Genomic DNA, 19,938 nt, shown 5'->3' on the forward strand with positions numbered 1-19,938 from the left:
GCCTATTCCGAATCGTGTCGTAACGGGTATCGGTGCGGCCAGGCAACGAGCCCGCTTGTTTCAATCGTCAGTCTTTTTCATACCTCCGTTTGTCTCTATCAACTGTCGCAGCGCTTCATGCTTCACCTGCAGGATGTCGAACAGCCCCAGCGCTTGCAATGCAGGCAGGGCAGCAATCATGTCGCGCTGCGCTTCGGCGCGTTCGGCGGCAGGCTTATTCGGGTCCAGCCAGAGCTTGGCATTGACGAGAAACGCACCGACACTGCCTTTGCGGATAATCACGCCACCACGCTCGACCTGGTTCTGATGATCGGGAAGAATATCTTCGGCTCGCATGTTCTGCTCCTGTAAAAACAACAAAGCGATACCGGCATCTTAGGCATGATGAGCAACATCAAATACGCTATAACTGACCAAAGATATTCTTTTTTGGCCAATATCCTTTGACAATGATTCGTTTGCCGCCGCCCGTTACGACAGGCCTGCCCTTGGTTGCAGTACAGATGGCTGATGCCCCTGCCGGTCCCTTGCTGGTCGCGGGGGCACAACATGCTGGCGTTGGCCGTGCCACGCCTTGGCACCGGCATGCGCGTGGCCAATTGCTGGGGGCCACGCAAGGCCTGTTGGCTTTGGAAACCGGGCAGGGGAAATGGGTGGTGCCTGCGAATGGCGCGATATGGATTCCGCCGGGCATGCCGCATGGCCTGCAGTCGCACGGGCCGTTTGCCGGCTGGAGTGTCTATGTGCGTCCGGACGCATGCCTGGGCTTGCCCGCGCAGGTTGGTATGTTTCGGGCATCCGGCTTGCTGCGAGAAGCGATCTTGCGTGCCGCGCAGTGGTCCCTGCCTGCCGGCCCGGAAAGTGTGCTGGATGCCGTTCAACAGCGCCTGGCAGCGGTCATTCTGGATGAAATGGTGGGGTTGCCTGCTGCGCCATTGGGTTTGCCCATGCCGCAGCAGGCAACCTTGCTGAACATTGCCCGGGCGTTGTTGGCGCAGCCGGGGGATGAGCGCAGCATGGCGCAATGGGCCCAATGGGCAGGCATTGCGCCGCGCTCGCTGACGCGGCATTTCACTCGGGAAACCGGCTACAGTTTTGCCGCATGGCGCCAGCGCCTGCGGCTTTTGTGTGCCCTGGAAATGCTGGCTGCGGGCCGGGGCGTCACCGCCATTGCGTCGGAACTAGGCTATGCCAGCACCAGCACTTTTATTGCCGTGTTCAAACGCAGCTTCGGTACGACACCCGGGCGCTATCTGGAAGCCGCGCCCACCTGAAGCGGGAGGCTGTGGCGTTCCTCTGCACGCAGGGTCAATACCTGTACGCCGGTGCTTGTCACCGCAACGGTATGTTCGAACTGCGCCGATAACTTGCCGTCAGTGGTCACGACCGTCCAGCCATCTTCCTCGGTACGGACATTGCGTCGGCCTTCGTTGATCATCGGTTCGATCGTAAACACCATTCCCTCGCGCAGCAGCAGGCCGGTGCGTGGCTGCCCCCAATGCAGCACCTGGGGAGGTTCATGCATCTTGCGTCCGATGCCATGGCCGCAGTAATCCCGCACCACACTGTAGCCATGGCGGCGTGCGTGCTGGCTGATCGCATGACCGACATCGCCCAACCGCGCTCCGGGGCGCACTGCGGCAATTCCCTTCCACATCGCTTCGTAGCTCACCTGCACCAGGCGCCTGGCGGCGGGGGCAACCTCGCCTATGCAATACATCTTGCTGGAATCGGCAATGAAACCGTTTTTTTCCAGCGTGATATCGAAATTCACGATATCGCCATCCTGCAGCAAGTCCGTCATGGCAGGAACACCGTGGCACACCACCTGGTTGCGTGAAGCGTTCAGCGCATAGGCATAACCGTACTGCCCCTTGCTGGCCGGCCGGGCCTGTAGGTCGCTGACAATGAAACGGTCCACCATATTATTGACCTGCATGGTAGACATGCCGCGCAGGGGCAGGGTATCCAGGTAGCCGAACACTTGGGCCAGCAAGCGGCCGGACTCGGCCATCAGTGCAATTTCCTCGGGTGATTTACTCATGTCAGGGGTTCCTGGAATGTCGGGTATTCCTGAATGGATTGGAGGCAGGTGTGAACCGGTGGGAAAGTTACAGGTGCCCAAATTCCCGGCGTCGCTATGCCGGTTTGCAGGAAGGGTTTATATGAAACGTATATGAATCATATCATTCTGTTTGGCGGAGGGGGAAGGAGAGCAAACTGCGCTGCTGGTGAGGAAACACGGTCTATGGGACAGGACGGGCGTGGGAAGGCTGCGCCAGATTTATCGCAGCTCATGTATCGGCGGTTTCCGTGGGAGGTAACCGTCCGGCGAACCCACCTTGAATGGTTGCCAGAGATCGAAGAGCATACGTGTCCACTTAAACAGGTGGACACGTATGCTCTTAAAGTTAGAAGAAAGCCCAGGCCGTCGGCGTCGCCGTCGGTACACGGACGAATACAAGGCGGAATTGGTCGCGCAATGTCAGCAGCCACATGTCTCGGTAGCGGCGATAGCGCAGGCGCATGGCGTCAATGCCAATCTGCTGCGCAAGTGGATACGGGAGCCATATCTGGCAGTAGCATCAGCATCGAGACTGGACGTCACAATGATCCGCCCGGCGCCTGACTTCATCGAGTTGAAACCTGCCACGATGACGGATCCATCGCTCGCCCCTATGCATGCCTCCTCAGTCCGGGGGCAGATCACAGTAGAACTGCCGTCGAGCAAAGGCCCTGTTCGCCTTCACTGGCCCGCCGAGTACGCCGACCGCTTGGCAGTGTGTCTGAAGGTGTTGCTGACATGATTCGCATCGACCACATCTGGCTGGGCGTGGAGCCGGTGGACATGCGCAGCGGCATGGACAGGTTGCTGATGCAGGTGGTGGCGGTGTTCGGTCGAGCGCAGCCGCATCACGCGTACCTGTTCGCCAACCGTCGTGGTACACGCATGAAAGTGCTGATCCACGATGGCTTCGGTATCTGGATGGCGGTACGCCGCCTGCACCAGGGCCAGTTCGCATGGCCGACGCTGGGCAGTCACGTGAACCTGTCGGTGGAACAGGCATGCGCCCTGGTGGTGGGTCTGCCGTGGCAGCGCATGAATGCGGATGGCAGCCTGAGCGTGCTGTAGCCACAGCGCGCAATCGGGGGCATCGGCAATGGCGTGATGGCATGCTGCATGGCATCATTGGCGCCATGTCTCAATTGCCCGTTCCCGACCTGACCCAACTGGATAACGCTGCCTTGCAAGCGTTGGTGCAGCAGTTGACGGGCCAGGTCGAACGGCTGAACCAGGACAATCTCTACAAAGAAACGCGCATCGGGCAACTGACGCACGAGCTGGCGATCCTCAAGCGTTACCGCTACGGCAAGAAGAGTGAGCGCCTGGCGGGCGAACAAGGCAGTCTGCTGGATGATGCGGTGGATGCTGATCTGGCGGCGATAGAACAGGAGCTGTTGCAGCTGAGCAGCACGCGACCGTCGGCTCCAACAGCTACAGCACCCAAGCGCCAGGCGTTGCCGCCGGCGCTGCCGCGCACCGAGATCCGCCACGAGCCGGACAACACAACCTGCCAGTGCGGCTGCCAGTTGCAACGCATTGGCGAAGACGTGACCGAGAAGCTGGACTATGTACCGGGCACTTTTACGGTCGAGCGTCACATCCGTGGCAAGTGGGCCTGCCGCCAGTGCGAGACGATCACCCAGGCGCCGGTGCCCGCGCAGGTGATCGACAAAGGTCTGGCAACAACGGGCCTGTTGGCCCAGGTGCTGGTCGCCAAATACGCGGATCACCTGCCGCTGTACCGTCAGGAAACGATCTATGCACGGGCTGGCGTCAAACTGGCGCGCTCCACACTGGCAGAATGGGTGGGCGTCTGCGGGGTGCGGCTGCAACCGCTGGTTGATGCCCTGCGTGCCGAGGTGCTAGCGCAGCCCGTACTGCATGCCGACGAAACGCCGGTACAAGTGCTGCAGCCTGGCAGCAAGGCCACGCATCGCGGCTACCTCTGGGCCTATGCGCCAGGCGTGTTCCAGGACTTGCGAGCGGTGGTGTATGACTTTACCGAGGGCCGGTCCGGGTCTCATGCCCGTGCGTTCCTGGGCGACTGGCAAGGCAGCCTGATCTGTGATGACTACGCGGGCTACAAAGCCAGCTTCGGCCTAGGCGTGACGGAAGTGGGTTGCATGGCACATGCCCGGCGCAAGTTCCACGAACTGCACCAGGCGAATAAAAGCCAGATCGCCGAACAGGCGCTGGCCTCGATCCAGGCGCTGTATGCCATCGAGGCCCAGGCCAAAACCTTGACGCCGGAAGCACGGCAGCGATTACGGCAACAACAAGCGCGGCCCCTGGCTGATGCGCTGCACGCCTGGCTGCTGGCGCATCGGGAAAAGGTGCCGGGCAATAGCGGCATCAGCCGTGCCCTGGACTACAGCCTAAAACGCTGGGCAGCGCTGACGCGCTACCTGGATGATGGGCGCTTGCCCATCGACAACAACTGGATCGAGAACCAGATCCGGCCGGTGGCGCTTGGGCGCAAGAACTGGTTGTTCGCAGGATCGCTGCGGGCGGGACGGCGGGCGGCTGCCGTGATGAGCCTGATCCAGTCGGCCAAGCTCAATGGGCATGATCCGTATGCTTATCTGAAGGATGTGCTCACGCGCTTGCCGACGCAGCCCAACAGTCGGATCGAGGAGTTGCTGCCGCATCGGTGGCAACCTGACACGACAAGCTAAAAGATAACGGCCGCTAACGCGGCCGTTCGTCAATGTGCGTTGACCGGACGGTTACCGTGGGAGGCTTTGTCGCAGACAACAAAAAAGCCACCGCGTCGGGTGGCTTCAATATCCTGATTTAACAGGGAAAATTCTGGTGGCGCATCCCTGATTCGAACAGGGGACCTGCGGATTATGATTCAGTTTGATGGCAAAGCATTGATGGTGCTTTATCTTTGCAATCAAATGGTTAAGACATTCATCAACCGCTATGCATATGCTATTTTTTGCTATGCGGTTGACGCTTTGTTGACACTGAGCTGCTATGCAAAGTAAGTGCAGTTCAAGTAAACAGAATCCGCATAACGCAGTAACTTTAGTCTAAGAATTTTAATCCTTCTTCGGTGGCTTTGGAGGCTGCAGAGGTCGAGCATACTGTGGTGGTGGATTTACATTTGCCTGCTCCTTACGTTCAGGAGAACGAATAACAGGCGGTTTTATATTGGGTTTTTTAACTGGCTTCTGCATTTTCTTTCTCCGGTTCTTTCAAAAATTCAACTGATGAAACATCTTTAACATCAATCAATATTCCTTCCAGCATAGTCAAATTTTGATCCTCCTCACCATAAGATCTAACTACTTCTTTCATGAAAAAGTGACCTTTTTCATATTCGGATGGCCACACTGCTGGCCATCCATAAATAAGCGTTCCGTCTTTTAAGTGGAGAACCACGAATCTAGGATATTTGGAAAATATTCCAAACCACTCACAAGGATGTGCACTGCGTGTGGAAATTCCATGCTTCCTAATCCATTCATGGAAAGAGTCATTGTTTGTCATTTTCGACAAAACCACCCCCAAGACAAGAGCTGTAACTAAAGATGCAACGACATCAGAATTTGCAGTCCATGCCCCAAGAGTAAAATATTTACCAATCCATAAAGAAAAAGCTCTTTCGATAAATACGACTGCCTGTATTACAACAGTAAATATGAGAGCCTGAACTATTCTTTCAAACTGGGACTGTTTTATCTGGGATGTCAACCCATAATAAACCCAAGCCAATACAAATCCAGGCGCGAGATATTGCAGCAGAGAAATAACATCTTTAGATATTTCTGGCATGGCTGAGGTAATCCTATTATTGATATTAAATTATATAAAACTTCAGCGCCACCAATGAACTATCATGACTCATGCATAGTTACGAGGCTGCTCCTAAAGCTCTATTGTATCAAGCCTCCCTCTACGCCTTACGCTCGCCGCTAGGCAGGGTTTCAGGGTCAAAAGCCCCTGCAACCCTACCAACAGCGTGTCTTATCCGTAGTGTGTCAAGGATTCGCTGCGCCGGGTACTCACCCGGTCCCGGCAAGCCGGGCTGCGGCTTCCGTGCCCGTCCTTGACATGGCACACGCTGTCTAGGTAAGTTGCTCTGTTATGTTCTCTCCGACGACAGACAATGCATGACACGATACGCCTGCGCCGCTTCAACCTGAATACTCAGGGACGAGACTTCGCAGTTGGCGACATTCACGGCTGTTTCAGCAAGCTGGATACTGCGCTGCGCAAGGTGCGTTTTTCAGCAGAGCGTGATCGGCTGTTCGCCGTTGGCGATCTGGTAGACCGAGGGCCAGAGTCAGCCCAAGTGCTGGAATGGCTTGCGAAACCTTGGTTTCATTCCGTCTGTGGCAATCACGACCTGATGACATGGCGCCGGGCGTCGGGTGATCCACTGCCAGATATTGACCATGCCGCGCACGGCGGGGAATGGCTCGACAGTCTGGATGAACTGACGCACCAACGCATTGCACAAAGCCTGCGTGAGCTGCCGTTAGCGATTGAAGTGGACGGTAATCCCCCCATTTTTAGCGATAGCCAGAAGTAGGCAAGCTACGCGGCCATGGCCAGCCGCTGTTTTGGGGTGATGCCGCCCAAGGCCATATTTGGGCGTTCATTATTGTAGGACCACATCCACTCTGTCGCTGTGCGCTGGACCTGATCCAGATCTTGCCAGTGATATTGGGACAACCACTCATAGCGCACAGTCCGATTGAACCGTTCGATGTAGGCGTTCTGTTGCGGCTTGCCTGGTTGGATGTATTCCAGCTTGATGCTCCATCGGCGTGTCCACTCTGTGATCGCTGAACTCAGGTATTTCGGGCCATTATCACATCGAATGGTCAACGGCTTGCCGCGCCAGGCAATAATCTGCTTTAACGCACGGATGACCCGCTCCGAGGGCAAGGAGAAGTCGATCTCAATGCCCAACGCTTCGCGGTTGAAGTCATCAATCACGTTGAATAACCGGATACTGCGCCCATCGGCCAGTTGATCATGCATGAAGTCCATTGACCAGACGTGATTCGTGGCGGTGGGCACCATCAACGGCTCGGGCGCCTGGCGCACCAGGCGTTTGCGCGGTTTGATTCGCAGGTTCAGCTCCAACGCTCGATAGATGCGGTAAATCCGTTTGTGGTTCCAACCGAAGCCCTTCACGTTGCGCAGATACAGGTAGCACAGGCCAAATCCCCAGTTGCGATGGTTGTCCGTCAGGCGCAGCAGCCAGTCGGCGATTTCGTCGTTCTCCGCCTTGTGCTTGCCCTCATAGCGATAGCACGTCTGGCTGATGCCAAACGTCTCGCAGGCCAACCTGACCGATATCCCGCGCTCCTGCACGACACGTTGAGCCATCTCGCGGCGGCGAGATGGCTTCACCACTTTTTTTCGAGAGCCTCCGCGCGCAGCTCGGCCTTGAGCTTTTCTTCAACGTACATCTTGCGCAGACGTGCGTTCTCGGCCTCCAGCTCCTTCATCCGCGACATCATCGGCACGTCCATACCGCCGTACTTGGCACGCCACTTGTAGAACGTCGCTGAGCTGATGCCCAGTTCACGGCACATCTCGGGCACCGTGACGCCGGCCTCTACACGTTTGATTGCGTCCAGAATTTGGCTGTCTGTGAATCGTGACTTCTTCATGCTGTAGAACTCCTCAATGAGAAAATTCTACTTCTGATCTCACCACTCTAACGGGGGGATTACCACCGGCTGTACTGGCGCGTTCAAGGAGGCCATTGAGCGCGCTGGTATTCAGTTGCCGATGGGGCAGCTTACCCATGTTCTGCGTCACACCTTTGCCAGCCATTTCATGGTCAATGGCGGCAATATTCTGACTTTGCAGCGCATCCTGGGGCATCAGGATTTGAAGACAACGATGCGGTATGCGCATCTTGCACCCGATCATTTGGACTCTGCTCGTCAACTCAATCCGCTAGTATTTTGATTCTGTGCAGAAGGCTGACTGTCCGTATTCGACCCATAGCGGTCAGCGAATGAGCTGCTCGAAAATCATCCATATCTAACGAATGAATTAAGCCGCGCCGCGAAGCGGAGTCGGCTTGAATGAATTGTTATGCCGCAACCATCTTGCCGGCAGCCAGTGAAGCTTTCAGATCAATCAGGGCCTCCATTGATCCAACCTTGTACGTGTATGACATTGGTTGGCCTCTGGCTGTATCAATGAGATCAATCAGAGACTCGGTCGCTCTCAGGACTTCTTTCGGAAGTCCCTGGGGCTCGTAGCTACTGAGGACGCCCGGCTTCATATGCGCTATCCGCTCGTGTCGCATCTTTACGACAGGCTCTGCAAGAGTGGCGAACTTCTCTGCAGCGGCTTTCACGGTAGATTGTGACCCGGAAAAGGAGCCGTGCTTTAACAGCATTGAGACGGATCTCGCGTCCTTTCGCTTGTCAACGAGTCGAGCAACCCGAACGACCAACATTTCCAATAGTGCAGTGAGCGCAATGAATTGGTTTGCGAGATCGAATCGTGTGGCGCTGCTCGTGAGGCCCTCTATTAACCGCTGGTGTGTGTAGATGGCGACCAGGATGTGCCATGCCTCAACTTCAAATTCTTCAAGTATCGTCACGAGTGATCTCTTGCGGCATAACGTAGAGCTAACCGGCGCTGCGCGGCTTTATCGCGCAGCGTCCAGCGACCGAAGGGAGCGAGGTTGAGCGCCGGGTTAGAAATCATTTTTCCAGCTTGCCCTTGCAAAGGCGAACAAACTCTTCGTACTTTGGGACAAACAACGACGACTTTTCGTTGAGAACCTTGGCATCTTCGATGACAGATGCCGGTCTGGGTTGCCCTGTGGCCCTTTGTTGATCGGAGAAAACAGAGATCAGATCCCCGCTCCTGAGCGGTACTGTACGGCTGGCAATTTCGTTGGCTAGTTCTGATGCCAGCGAATAGATGGCTTTCCTTTTTTCTTCCAATTCTTCGTCAAGAAACTCTTTGTCCACACTGTCCCACGTCTCCACAAATGAATACAGCGGAGCCACATCGGACTTTAAGAACGAACCTCCGAAGTCATGCTCTTTGAAAAATCTGGTGGTCTGATTCGGCGGGAGCAAATCTGTAAACGCCTGAAAAAGCTCTTTGTCATGCACGGATGCGGTTTTTTCAGGGGCGACAAGTCGGGCGCGTAGAGGGTCTTTCGCGAGTACGACACCCAACGCCGCGAGAAAAGCCAAAGCTGGTTCAAAGTCGGGTTGGTCGGCAAAGTAGCCTTTGAGAAACCAGGCTTCAGTTCCGACTAGAACAGCCAAAGCAAAAAAGTCTTCGATGAATTTGCGCATGTTTCAGTTTGATTTCTAATTATAAATAGACGACAAGCCGCTGGAGAGGATTGATCGCCTAAACAAATTGAATCTAGTCGAACTCATTGGTGAAAAATATTCCGCTGCATTTTAGACAAACCTAGAAATCTACGGATGGAAGAACTGTGCGCTCTTGGCCGATAGCAGCCATTGTAAGAGTATTTTTCAGCGCGTACTACTGATAGCGCAAATGATGCGTTCTCCAAACCCACGCTCGCCGCTTGGCAGGGTTGCAGGGCAAAAGCACCCTGCAACCCAACCAATAGCGTGTGCGATCAGTGGTGTGTCAAGGATTCGCTTCGCCGGGTACTCACCCGGTCCCGGCAAGCCGGGCTGCGGCTTCCGTGCCCGTCCTTGACATGGCAGGCACTGTCTCAAGATGGCAATGGTGACAATCGGCACTTGGCCAGGTCAATGACGTGTCGCCAAGACAATTTCAGCGCGTGCCACACATGAAGCAGAAACGCGCAAGCCAGAGGTGATGGGAGACAAGAGAGGGCCAGCATCAGCAGCCGTCGTCCTCAATCCTGCGTTGACACTTGGTTGACACCCAAGCCGCAGACAACAAAAAAGCCACCGCATCGGGTGGCTTCAATGTCCTGATTGAACAGGGGAAATTCTGGTGGCGCATCCCTGATTCGAACAGGGGACCTGCGGATTATGATTCCGTCGCTCTAACCGGCTGAGCTAATGCGCCTTTCCGTCACTGCCGTGCTTATTCATTACGGTAGTGGAAAACAGACGCGCATTCTAGCACGGAATTTTTATCCTTGTGCAAGCCCCGTTTTTTTTCAGGGAGCGGGGCGCTGTCGGACTCAGGCAGCGTCCATGCCGTGACGCTGTTTGGTGGCGCGCGTTGCGTCCGAGGCCAGGTAGTCCAGCAGCTGGCGGCAGGCCTCGGCTTGCCGGGAACTGGCAGCGATGCCTCCAGAGAAGGTGGTGACAATGGCAATGTCGTCCGGCAGCACGCCAAGGATGTCTATGCCTTCCAGCGGCAGGAGTTCGCTCAGTTGCTGGAAGCCGAGCTCGACTTCGCCTTTGGCGACCAGGCTGCCCACTGGCACGCCCGGAGGTGCCTGAACGATGCGGTCCTTGATGACGTCGGCGATGCCCCATTGTTCGAAGCGCTTTGCCAGTTGCACGCCGCTGGGACCAGTGGAATAGCTCAGGCTGCCTGCGGCCAGGACGGCTGCGCGTACGGCGGCTTCGCTGCTGATATCCGGATGGTTGGCGCCGGCACGGACGGCGACGGCGGTGCTGGAGCGCACGAGGTCGGTACGGGTACCAGCCACGATGTGTTGCTTGCCTATCAGTTTGTCGATGGCATCGGCGGCCAGGACGACCACGTCGAAGCTTTCTCCGGCTTCCACGCGTTGTGCAGCGGTAACGCCGCCCACGGATTCGACTCGCACGGCGATGCCGGTTTGTCGTTCAAAGTCCGCGGCCAGATCCTGCAGGATGGATTTGGTCGCCATGGAGGAAATCAGATGCAGGGATGTCGCCATGGTGATGTCTGTTTGTCTCTTGGGTGATGGTCTGCGCGGCTGCCAGTCCTGCCGCAGGGGGAGGGCAACAGCATAGCGCAACTTGAATCGGATTCCACGAAAAAGGGCCGGCTTTGCGGCACGGCCCTTGCGGCTGAACAGGCTTGGGTTCCTGTCAGGGTTTGGTTTCGGTTTGGGGGATGGGCACCAGGTGGCCATCGGCCGAGATGCGTATGGATCGGCCCGCGCACCAGCCGGCGTAGATCAGGGTGGCGCTCAAGGCGCAGCAGACCAGCAGCGGCATGCTCCAGTTGCCGGAGGCATCATGGATGCTGCCCAGCAGGCTGGGGCCGGTGCAGGCCAGCAGATAGCCGGCGCTTTGCGCCATGCCCGAGAGTGACGCCGCCTGGCCGGCGGTGCTGACGCGGGTGCCCATGAAGGAGAGCGCCAGGATGAAGACACCGCCGTTGCCCATGCCGAAGAGGGTGGCCCAGAAGGTGCTCCACGATGGGAATAGCCACAATCCGGCCAGGCTGAACAATGACAGGCTGCTGATGGCGACGGCCAGCTTGCGCTGGTCCGAGCTGCGGCGCACGATGGGCATCATCAGCAGGCCGATGATGGAAGCGCCGAATTGCATGATGCCGTGGGCCGCGCCGGCTGCGGCCGGAGTGTAGCCGGCATCGTGCATGATCGCGGGCAGCCAGCTCATGACGGAATAGAACAGGAAGGAGTTCATGCCCAGGAAGAATGTGACCTGCCAGCTGATGGCATGGCGCCAGACCGGCGTGCGTACCTGATTGGTGGCGGGGCCGGCAGCGGCTTGCTCGCGGGGGCGGCGTGCCAATGGCAGCCAGCCGATCAGGCTGATGGCAGGGATCAGCCCGGTGCACAGCAAGGCGAAGCGCCAGCCCAGGCCGGTGATGTCTGCCAGGGGGATGGCGATGCTGGAACTGAAGGCAGCCACTGTGCCCATGGTCAGCGCATAGACAGAGGTGAGGACGGCGATCTGGCCGGGGAAGTCTCGCTTGAGCAGGCTGGGCAGAAGTACGTTGCCGATGGCGATGCCGATGCCGATGGCGCTGGTGCCGGCAAACAGCAAGGGCAGCGGGCCGGCGGAACGGACTACCACGCCCAGCAGGATCAGGAAGAGAGCGCCGACCAGTGCGCGCTCCAGGCCGACGCGCCGCGCCAGCAAGGGAGCCAGGGGCGAGACGATACCGAAGACCAGCAGCGGGATGGCGGTAATGGTGCCAGCGGTGGCGGCATTCAGGCCAAAGCTTTCCTGGATCTGTGTCAGTAGCGGCGCCAGCGCCGTCATGGGGGCGCGCAGGTTGCAGGCAAACAGCAGGATGCAGATGACGAGCAGCAGGCGGCCGCGCGAATCCGGGTCCTGGCTGCTGGAGAACTGGGCAAAAAGGCGCCGTATGCGGCTTGAGGATTGCAGCGATTCAGGCGTAGTAGACATGGAACAGTATTCACAAAAGAAGGGGGATCAGCTTGTGGAATACTCTACCTTGTATTCTGCTGCCTGGATTTCGATAAAATGACTTTCAATATCTAAAAACTGCCATATCGGCGGTGGCCTGAACCGTTATCTGGCGGCAGGCGGCTGTGCCTATGGTTTGGTGTTCCTGATCAGGGGATCTTCCTGGTGGGATCTTCGGCAGGGGCCAAGGATGGGAAATGTATTGTCCACGATATTTCGATCCCGATGATGCATCTGGCGCGTTGAGCGCCTTGCGCCTGGACGTCGATGGCCAAGAGCAGGAGTTGCCTTTGCACCGCCACCGCAAGGGGCAACTGGTGCTGGCGCTGAAGGGAGCGGTGGTTTGCCGCGAGCCCCGCGGGTTCTGGATGCTGCCTGCCAATAGCGCCATGTGGATTCCAGGCGGCGTGGCGCACAGCAATCGCGCGCTCGGCGAGACGCAGGTCTATTTCCTGTTTGTCGAACCGTGCGCCGTGCCCATGCCGGCGCACTGCTGCATGCTGGGCATGACGCCGCTGGCGCGCGAGATGGTGCTTTACCTGGCCGATGGCCGAGCTGGCGAACCGGATAGCGCGGTGCGCCAGAGTTTCGTGCAGGTGTTGCTGGACCAGCTTTCCCGTCTGCCGGTGCAATCTCTGTATTGTCCGGTTTCTGACGATGGGCGTTTGCAGTATATTGCGCGATCTTTGCTGGCCGATCCCGGGGATCGGAGTACGCTGCCACAATGGGCGGCCCGGGTGGCGATGAGCGAGCGCACGCTGGCGCGGCGCACGCGGGAGCTGACGGGCATGACCTTTGGCCGCTGGCGCCAGCAATTGCAATTGCTGCACGCGGTGCAGCGTTTGTCGGTGGGGGCTTCGGTGCAGGCTGTGGCAGCAGAGCTGGGCTATGAGTCCGTTCACGCCTTCATTACCATGTTCAAGGGGCGTATCGGCCAGTCGCCAGGACGTTTCAGCCTTGACCGGCGGATGGGAGACGCAGCATGAGTTTCAAGGTTTTCGATCTGGAGTGCAACCAGGGCCACGTTTTCGAGGGCTGGTTCCGTTCGCATGATGACTACGCCGCGCAGCAGGAGAAGGGCATGGTGCAATGCCCGGTCTGTCAGAGCACGGCGGTCAGTCGCCGGCTGTCTGCCCCCAGTGTGCACACGGCCAAGCGTACCGGCGCTTCATTGCCTGCGGCCGGTGCCAATGAATCCGAGCAGCAGCGCATGGCCAGGGAAATCTTTGCACGCGTGCGTGATCACTTGCGCCAGGTTGAAAATGTGGGTGACGATTTTGTCAGCGAAGCGCGCCGAATTCATGCGGGAGAGGCGGCGGAGCGCCCGATACGTGGAACGGCGACGGCAGCCGAGCGCCAGGAATTGGCCGAGGAAGGGATAGAAGCGCTGGCGGTGCCGTTCCCCCTTGATGACGACGCCTTGCACTGAGGCACCGCGTAACAGGTGTACAGGCGAGGCAGCAAGGCAAAGGAAACGCCAGGATGGCCTCCTGGTCGGAGGCCGTATCCTGGCGCAAGAAGGGTCTGAAACCTTGGCGGCCCGGTTTGTTGCGGGCTTGGGCTTCAGGTTTCGGATTTAGTCTTCGTGGGTGTCGTGGGTGGCAGTCTTGCCGGGTTTCCAGTAGCCGGAAGCGCGTATCCACTTGGCAGATGCGGCGCGCTCGCTGACGAGGTACTGGCGCAGGGTCTTGGCCGTTGCGCTTTCGCAAGCGACCCAGGCGTAGTAGTCGCCAGCGGGGAAGTCCAGCGATTGCAGGCTGCGCAGCAAGGCGTCACTTTGGCCGGCCGGCGCACCGCGGCGGAAGGCCCAATGCACTTCGGCCTGGGCTCCTGCATGCAGCGGCAACTGATGTTCTTCCGAATCGACCTCGATGACCGCAATCGCGCGGGCGCCGGCGGGCAATTCTTCCAGGCGGCGGGAAATGGCTGGGATGGCGGTTTCGTCACCGACCAGCAGGTGCCAGTCGAAATTCACCGGAACGATGAAGGAACCACGCGGGCCGGCAATGCCCAGCAAGTCGCCGGGTTCGGCCTTGCGTGCCCAGTCGGTAGCAACGCCTTCTTCATGCAGCGCGAAATCAATGGTCAGCAGGCGCTTGTTGGCGTCAAAACTGCGTGGCGTGTAGTCACGTGCCAGCGGACGTTTGCCTTCCGGCCAGGAAATGCCTTCTTCGGTGACGGTCGGGCGTGGGATCTCGCCGGTTTCAGGGTCCGGAAAGATCAGCTTGGCGTGGTCGTCGAAACCCGGGCTGGAGAAGCCTTGCAGTTCATCGCCGGTAAAGGTCAGTCGCAGCATGCTGGGCGTCAGCAGTTCACGGCTGGCGACCTCGACCAGCCGGAAGCGCAGCGGATGGCGCTGACGTTGGGGTTTGCGGTCGTCGGTGTTGGGAGTTGCAGTGATGGAATTCGTCACGTGATTGCCTTGTGTGAAATAGCAGGACAAAACAATAAAGAAAGGGATTCAGGCGGGGCGCCGCATGTGCGAAGCAGGAGCGTTGGAGCCGGATGATGGCCGGCTGGTGCCTGATCTGCGGGCCTGATGCTCCGCCTGCTTGCCGCCGTGGCGGAAGGCGCGGCGCGAGACGCGTGCCGCGCCTGCAGGGGCAATGCATAACACTAACAGTTATTCTTATTCTCGTCCCCATTAACCCATACATGCGAGGGGTGCGGAGTTATTTCGCTGCGTATCAAGCGGGCGTGTTCCGGTTCAGCGTTTTGGCAGCAGCGAGCGGGGGTCCACGACCCGCCCGTCCTGACGCACTTCGAAATACAGCGAGGGCTGGGTGGTTTCGGTTTGTCCCATTTCAGCGATGGCTTGGCCCTGACGGACCGTGGCGCCTTCGCGCACCAGCAGCTTGCGGTTGTGCGCATAGACGCTCAGGAAACCATTGGCGTGCCTGATGATCAGCATGTTGCCGTAGCCGCGCAGGGTGTTGCCGGCATAGGCAACGGTGCCGGCAGCGGCGGCCACGATGGGCGTGCCTGCGGTATTGGCAATGGTGATGCCGTTGGAACGCGCCTGGCCGAATTGTCGGATGATGTTGCCGGGAGCGGGCCAGACCAGGGAGATTTTCTTGGTCGGGGCGGTGGACGCCGAGCTGCCGCTGGGACGGCTGGTGTTGCTGGTTGCTGGTGCCGTGGCGGTGCCTGATGTTTTGCCGCCGGTACTGGCGCCGCCTGCACTGCCAGCAGGAGCCGTGACGCGCAGCACCTGGCCGACATGGATCTGATTCGGGTTGGACAGATTGTTCCAGCGCACCAGGCTGGAAACACTTTGCTTGTTGGCGCGCGCGATCTTGTTGAGCGTGTCGCCGGGCTGGACGCGATAATGCCCGGCAGGCACCGGGCCGCTGGCTGTATTCGAGCCGGTCGTGCCGCAAGCCGCCAGCACGGCGGTGGCGAGCAAGGCTGCCATCAGCTTGGGGCGGAGCAAGCGCAGGCGGGACAGGAATACAGGGGAAGTCCAGAATGTCATGGCGCAGCCAGCGACGGCATGGTTGAGTAACCCGTACAAGAGTAACAAGGCCCACCATACTCGTGCAATGTATGGCGGGCCGGGCTGTTTTCCAGGTGTTACCGTCAGGCCGCCGCGGGTTGCGGTGGGTGGTTCGGATGCCCTGGGCCGTCGGGGTCGTTGTCGGCCTCCGGGCGTCCGCGCAATGGTGCCAGGCCGAGTGCCAGCCGCAATCGCTGGCAATCCGGGTTGGGGCTGCCGTCTGCCTCCCAGAGGCTGAATTCGCGGCAGGGGCTGGGGCGCTGGGAGTAGATGGCACAGGATATGCCTGGTTCGCCCACGGTGCCCTGCAAGGCCACGCAGCGTACGGGGGCGTGCTCGGTACCTTTCATGCAGACGCGATGCGGCGTGACGGGCGTGGTCAGTTCAGCCGGTACCCAGCCGCCGTTGGGGCCGTCGAGTTCGCCGAAGTAGAAAGAGACGCGGAAATGGGAGCAGCAGGCGCCGCAGTGCAGGCAGGGGTTGCTGTCGGGGTTGTCGTCGCGGAATTCCGATGGAGCGAGATCGGGCAGCGGTAGCGGCGTGTAGGTGAAGCGATTGCTCATGATCGGTAAGGCGCCAGCCCTGCAACTGCCCGTGCGCCTGGGGTAGACGGGAGCAGATTTTATTGCGAGGCGCCTTGCCGGAAAATATTTTTCTGCATCGCCGCCCGGGAGATGTGTGCGGTCGCCGCAACACTCCCTGGCGGAGCGGCCTGGCGCCTGGGCGCCAGCCGAATTCAGGCGGTATTTAGATCAGGCCGAGCCAGCGCCAGTAGGTCATGCCGAACAGCAGCATCAGCAGGTAACCGACGATGGTGATGATGATCCCTACCTTGGCGAACTGACGGGCATTGAAGGTATCGGTGCCCAGGCACACCATGTTCTGCGGCGCGTTGATGGGCAGGATGAAGCCGTAGCTCACGACAAAGCCCAGCAGCATTGCCATGCCCAGGCGGTTGAATTCGCCAGGCAGGGTTTGCAGCACGGTGATGAGGATGGGCAGCATCGCGGATGTCAGTGCGGTGGCGCTGGCGAAGCCCAGGTGGATGACGATCAGGAAGGCCGCCAGAATGGCGAAGATCGCCAGCGGGCCAATCTGGTCCAGGCCGGTGTGGTTCACCACTTGGGCGCCCAGCCACTGGCCGGCTTGTGTGCTGAGCAGGGCCGTGCCCAGGCTGATGCCCACACCGAACACGATGACCGTGCCCCAGGGAATGCGGGATTGCACATCCTTCCATGTCATGATGCCCACCCGCGGCAGCATCAGCAGGACCAGGCCGGCGTATGTCGTGGTGGTGGTGTCCAGGTTGTGCAGCTTGTTTTCCGTGGCCCAGGCCAGCAGCAGCAGGATGGAAACACCCATCAGGCGCTTTTGCGCACTGGTGGTCGGGCCCAGCGCTCGCAGCGAATCCTGCACTGCCTTGTCGCCGCCGGGTACCTGATCGGTTTCGGGCGGCAGCAGCTTGAGCACTACGACCAGCAAAACCAGCGACATCAGCACTGACCACGGCGCGCCAGCGATAAGCCAGTCGCCCCAACTGACGCGTTCGCCGAGGATTTGCTGCATGAAGCCGGCCGTCAGCAGGTTCTGTGCCGCTGCCGTCTGGATGCCGACGTTCCAGATGCTGGTGGCCTGGGCGACCACGATCATGATGCCGGCTGCGATATTGGAACGCTTGTCGACGCCAAAGGCCGCGATGACGCCCATCATGATGGGAACCACGCAGGCGCTGCGCGCGGTCGCGCTGGGCACGACCAGGCTGAGGATGATGGTGACTGCGATGGCACCGATCAGAATGCGGCGGGTGCTGGTGCCTATGCGCGACAGCGTCACGAGCGCGATGCGGCGATCCAGCCCGGTATGGGTCATGGCGGCAGCAATGAAAAGGGCACCAGCCACCAGCGCCAGCGCACTGTTGGAAAAGCCCTGCAGCGCCATATTGATGGCCGACGATGTGCCGATCAGCGTATCCGGATCATTGATTTTCGGCGCAGTGCCCAGCAGCACCGCCATGAGCGCCGTGATCATGATGGCGCTGGCTTCGTACGACACCGCTTCGGTGATCCAGACCACCACTGCAAACACGAGGATGGCCAGCATGCGGTGCCCGGCAATGGGCAGGTCTGCCGGGGTCGGCAGCAACAGTACCGCGATCATCGCGATGATGCCGCCGATGAAGGCAATAGGCATGGGTTTGGGAGGGGCTTGGCCGGCGGTGGCGGCCGGGGGAGGGGCTGACGAGACGCTCATGCGACGGCTCCTTTTGCAACAGGGAAATGGGAATGAGTCCGGGGCAAGTGTACGCCGGGGCGGGGGCAGCGTCGCGTGCCGGATGTGACAGACATTTGGCCTGGATCATGGCGGATGGAGTTTCCTGCCGCCGTGTGCAGCCGTTTGTCGTGCCCGGCACAGGGCGTGGCAGGGCGCAGCGGAGGGCGGGCCTTGGGCAAGGCGGGGGAATCGCTCTACAATGTCTCTCTTGTGCATCATGGCGGCCAGCGGTCGCAGGCGCGCCGCGGCATGTTCGCCAGCGAGCATATTCCTGCTTCTTCCTGCTATCGGCCGCCTTGCTGTTCCGGCTGTTTTTTCTACTTCTGACTGCTTTCCTGCACCATGGCAACCATCCTTCAGCATATTCCCGTCGGCCAGAAGGTCGGCATCGCTTTCTCCGGCGGACTGGACACCAGCGCGGCACTGCACTGGATGCGCGCCAAGGGCGCCGTTCCTTACGCTTATACGGCCAACCTGGGCCAGCCCGATGAAACCGATTACGAAGACATCCCGCGCCGCGCGATGCAGTACGGCGCCGAGGCTGCCCGCCTGATCGACTGCCGTGCCCAGCTGGCCGCCGAGGGCGTGGCTGCACTGCAAGCCGGTGCTTTCCATATTTCGTCTGCCGGTGCTACGTATTTCAATACCACCCCCATCGGCCGCGCTGTGACCGGTACGATGCTGGTTGCCGCGATGAAGGAAGATGGCGTCAATATCTGGGGTGACGGCAGCACCTTCAAGGGCAACGATATCGAGCGTTTCTACCGTTATGGCCTGCTGACCAACCCGGCGCTGAAGATCTACAAGCCCTGGCTGGACCAGGACTTCATCGACGAGCTGGGCGGCCGCGCGGAAATGTCCGAGTACATGAATCAGGCTGGCTTCGCCTACAAGATGAGCGCCGAAAAGGCCTATTCGACCGATTCGAACATGTTGGGTGCTACCCACGAAGCCAAGGACCTGGAGCACCTGGATACCGGTATCCATATCGTCCAGCCGATCATGGGCGTGGCGTTCTGGCGCGACGAAGTCGTGATCAAGCGTGAGGAAGTGACGATCCGCTTTGAGGAAGGTGTGCCGGTGGCGATCAACGGCGAAACCTTCGGCGACCTGGTGGAACTGATCCTGGAAGCCAACCGCATCGGCGGCCGCCATGGCCTGGGCATGAGCGACCAGATCGAGAACCGCATCATCGAAGCCAAGAGCCGCGGCATCTACGAGGCACCGGGGCTGGCGCTGCTGTTCATCGCCTATGAGCGCCTGGTGAACGGTATTCACAACGAAGACACCATCGAACAGTACCGTGAAAACGGCCGTCGCTTGGGTCGTTTGCTGTACCAGGGCCGTTGGTTCGACCCGCAGGCCATCATGCTGCGCGAAGCCAGCCAACGCTGGGTGGCACGCGCCGTGACCGGTGAAGTGACGCTGGAACTGCGCCGTGGCAATGACTATTCCATCCTCAATACGGTCTCGCCCAACCTGACGTATCAGCCCGAGCGCCTGAGCATGGAAAAAGTGGAAGATGCGCCGTTCTCGCCGGCCGACCGTATCGGTCAACTGACGATGCGCAACCTGGACATCGTTGATACCCGCGACAAGCTCATGATCTACACGCAGTCCGGTCTGCTGCTGCCTGCCGGCGCCGGCGTGCCGCAACTGAAGGATGGCCGCGAGGAGTAACTTCCTGCGCTATCCATGCCGGATGCCCCGCTATGTAGTGGGGGCCGGCAGCGGTTGGGCTGAATGCCAAAAGCCTGCTTCTTTGTGGAAGCAGGCTTTTTTGTTGGGCGGCCGAACAGGGGAAATGGGGCCGGTTC

The 19,938-nt window shown here is 59.4% G+C and carries 21 protein-coding genes and 1 tRNA gene; 9 read left to right on the plus strand and 13 right to left on the minus strand.

Translation table 11 applies throughout. The annotated features are described in order from the left end of the window. Nucleotides 1-60 precede the first annotated feature (60 nt). Nucleotides 61-336 (minus strand): hypothetical protein, encoded by a 276-nt coding sequence (locus ACEW7X_RS06160; RefSeq protein WP_420177749.1) that lies wholly within the window; start codon nucleotides 334-336, stop codon nucleotides 61-63. A gap of 167 nt (nucleotides 337-503) precedes the next feature. Between ACEW7X_RS06160 and ACEW7X_RS06165 the strand changes: the two genes are divergently transcribed. Continuing rightward, entirely contained in the window at nucleotides 504-1,274 is a 771-nt protein-coding gene (locus ACEW7X_RS06165; protein ID WP_420177750.1) for an AraC family transcriptional regulator, read from the plus strand. Here the strand turns inward: ACEW7X_RS06165 and map are convergent. Next, the gene (map, locus tag ACEW7X_RS06170) at nucleotides 1,250-2,044 is read right to left on the minus strand and encodes a type I methionyl aminopeptidase (RefSeq protein ID WP_134838279.1); all 795 of its coding nucleotides are present in this window, start codon (nucleotides 2,042-2,044) and stop codon (nucleotides 1,250-1,252) included. The two genes, ACEW7X_RS06165 and map, sit on opposite strands and share 25 nt — an antisense overlap. A gap of 355 nt (nucleotides 2,045-2,399) precedes the next feature. Here map and tnpA point away from each other — a divergent pair, with 355 nt between their 5' ends. The 3 genes from tnpA to tnpC all read left to right on the plus strand — a co-directional run bounded on the left by tnpA (nucleotide 2,400) and on the right by tnpC (nucleotide 4,740). Then, nucleotides 2,400-2,807 (plus strand): IS66-like element accessory protein TnpA, encoded by a 408-nt coding sequence (gene tnpA / locus ACEW7X_RS06175; RefSeq protein ID WP_420177454.1) that lies wholly within the window; start codon nucleotides 2,400-2,402, stop codon nucleotides 2,805-2,807. Then, nucleotides 2,804-3,133: an IS66 family insertion sequence element accessory protein TnpB gene (gene tnpB / locus ACEW7X_RS06180; RefSeq protein WP_253104750.1), complete on the plus strand. Its 330-nt coding sequence runs from the start codon at nucleotides 2,804-2,806 to the stop codon at nucleotides 3,131-3,133. Before tnpA ends, tnpB begins: the two co-directional genes overlap by 4 nt. 65 nt (nucleotides 3,134-3,198) lie before the next feature. Further along, nucleotides 3,199-4,740, plus strand: coding sequence for an IS66 family transposase (gene tnpC, locus ACEW7X_RS06185; RefSeq protein WP_420177910.1), 1,542 nt, complete (start codon nucleotides 3,199-3,201; stop codon nucleotides 4,738-4,740). A 490-nt stretch (nucleotides 4,741-5,230) separates the two neighbouring features. On the opposite strand, the gene ACEW7X_RS06190 is transcribed toward tnpC, so the two are convergent. Next, on the minus strand, nucleotides 5,231-5,845 hold the full coding sequence (locus ACEW7X_RS06190; RefSeq protein ID WP_420177751.1) for a DUF6338 family protein: 615 nt from the start codon (nucleotides 5,843-5,845) through the stop codon (nucleotides 5,231-5,233). A gap of 334 nt (nucleotides 5,846-6,179) precedes the next feature. Between ACEW7X_RS06190 and ACEW7X_RS06195 the strand changes: the two genes are divergently transcribed. Beyond that, entirely contained in the window at nucleotides 6,180-6,605 is a 426-nt protein-coding gene (locus ACEW7X_RS06195; protein WP_420177752.1) for a metallophosphoesterase, read from the plus strand. A gap of 5 nt (nucleotides 6,606-6,610) precedes the next feature. Here the strand turns inward: ACEW7X_RS06195 and ACEW7X_RS06200 are convergent. Beyond that, a protein-coding gene (locus ACEW7X_RS06200; RefSeq protein WP_420177753.1) for an IS3 family transposase occupies nucleotides 6,611-7,698 on the minus strand; the annotation gives its coding sequence in 2 pieces (ribosomal slippage) (nucleotides 6,611-7,446 and nucleotides 7,446-7,698; 1,089 coding nt in all). 121 nt (nucleotides 7,699-7,819) lie between these two features. Here ACEW7X_RS06200 and ACEW7X_RS06205 point away from each other — a divergent pair. Further along, on the plus strand, nucleotides 7,820-8,002 hold the full coding sequence (locus ACEW7X_RS06205; RefSeq protein WP_420177754.1) for a tyrosine-type recombinase/integrase: 183 nt from the start codon (nucleotides 7,820-7,822) through the stop codon (nucleotides 8,000-8,002). Nucleotides 8,003-8,129: 127 nt separating this feature from the next. Here ACEW7X_RS06205 and ACEW7X_RS06210 read toward each other — a convergent pair whose 3' ends face one another. From ACEW7X_RS06210 to ACEW7X_RS06230, 5 genes are all read right to left on the minus strand, one after another. Continuing rightward, nucleotides 8,130-8,648 carry a hypothetical protein gene (locus ACEW7X_RS06210; protein ID WP_420177755.1) on the minus strand — a complete coding sequence of 173 codons (519 nt, stop codon included), beginning with the start codon at nucleotides 8,646-8,648 and terminating at the stop codon, nucleotides 8,130-8,132. Nucleotides 8,649-8,751: 103 nt separating this feature from the next. Beyond that, nucleotides 8,752-9,360: a hypothetical protein gene (locus ACEW7X_RS06215; protein ID WP_420177756.1), complete on the minus strand. Its 609-nt coding sequence runs from the start codon at nucleotides 9,358-9,360 to the stop codon at nucleotides 8,752-8,754. A gap of 641 nt (nucleotides 9,361-10,001) precedes the next feature. Further along, nucleotides 10,002-10,078 (minus strand) — tRNA-Met (locus tag ACEW7X_RS06220). Between the two features lie 118 nt (nucleotides 10,079-10,196). Beyond that, nucleotides 10,197-10,886, minus strand: a complete 690-nt coding sequence (locus tag ACEW7X_RS06225; protein ID WP_420177757.1) for an extracellular solute-binding protein — start codon at nucleotides 10,884-10,886, stop codon at nucleotides 10,197-10,199. A 154-nt stretch (nucleotides 10,887-11,040) separates the two neighbouring features. After that, a complete protein-coding gene (locus ACEW7X_RS06230; protein WP_130486868.1) occupies nucleotides 11,041-12,333 on the minus strand; it encodes an MFS transporter in 1,293 nt (430 codons plus the stop codon). A gap of 218 nt (nucleotides 12,334-12,551) precedes the next feature. Between ACEW7X_RS06230 and ACEW7X_RS06235 the strand changes: the two genes are divergently transcribed. Together ACEW7X_RS06235 and ACEW7X_RS06240 are read left to right on the plus strand one after the other, a co-directional pair. Then, nucleotides 12,552-13,340, plus strand: a complete 789-nt coding sequence (locus tag ACEW7X_RS06235) for an AraC family transcriptional regulator (RefSeq protein ID WP_068368767.1) — start codon at nucleotides 12,552-12,554, stop codon at nucleotides 13,338-13,340. Then, nucleotides 13,337-13,783: a DUF1178 family protein gene (locus ACEW7X_RS06240; protein ID WP_130486869.1), complete on the plus strand. Its 447-nt coding sequence runs from the start codon at nucleotides 13,337-13,339 to the stop codon at nucleotides 13,781-13,783. Before ACEW7X_RS06235 ends, ACEW7X_RS06240 begins: the two co-directional genes overlap by 4 nt. A gap of 147 nt (nucleotides 13,784-13,930) precedes the next feature. Here ACEW7X_RS06240 and ACEW7X_RS06245 read toward each other — a convergent pair whose 3' ends face one another. The 4 genes from ACEW7X_RS06245 to ACEW7X_RS06260 all read right to left on the minus strand — a co-directional run bounded on the left by ACEW7X_RS06245 (nucleotide 13,931) and on the right by ACEW7X_RS06260 (nucleotide 18,100). After that, nucleotides 13,931-14,767, minus strand: a complete 837-nt coding sequence (locus ACEW7X_RS06245; protein ID WP_068368762.1) for a siderophore-interacting protein — start codon at nucleotides 14,765-14,767, stop codon at nucleotides 13,931-13,933. A 294-nt stretch (nucleotides 14,768-15,061) separates the two neighbouring features. Further along, a complete protein-coding gene (locus ACEW7X_RS06250; RefSeq protein ID WP_068368760.1) occupies nucleotides 15,062-15,829 on the minus strand; it encodes a M23 family metallopeptidase in 768 nt (255 codons plus the stop codon). Nucleotides 15,830-15,933: 104 nt separating this feature from the next. Further along, nucleotides 15,934-16,413, minus strand: coding sequence for a YkgJ family cysteine cluster protein (locus tag ACEW7X_RS06255; protein ID WP_083969463.1), 480 nt, complete (start codon nucleotides 16,411-16,413; stop codon nucleotides 15,934-15,936). 184 nt (nucleotides 16,414-16,597) lie between these two features. Continuing rightward, complete coding sequence (locus tag ACEW7X_RS06260; protein ID WP_127773611.1) at nucleotides 16,598-18,100, minus strand: DASS family sodium-coupled anion symporter; 1,503 nt, start codon at nucleotides 18,098-18,100, stop codon at nucleotides 16,598-16,600. Between the two features lie 363 nt (nucleotides 18,101-18,463). Here ACEW7X_RS06260 and argG point away from each other — a divergent pair, with 363 nt between their 5' ends. Beyond that, entirely contained in the window at nucleotides 18,464-19,801 is a 1,338-nt protein-coding gene (gene argG / locus ACEW7X_RS06265) for an argininosuccinate synthase (RefSeq protein ID WP_068368751.1), read from the plus strand. Nucleotides 19,802-19,938 lie beyond the last annotated feature (137 nt).

The organism is Kerstersia gyiorum, from assembly GCF_048595715.1.
GTDB classification, from domain to species: Bacteria; Pseudomonadota; Gammaproteobacteria; order Burkholderiales; family Burkholderiaceae_B; genus Kerstersia; species Kerstersia gyiorum.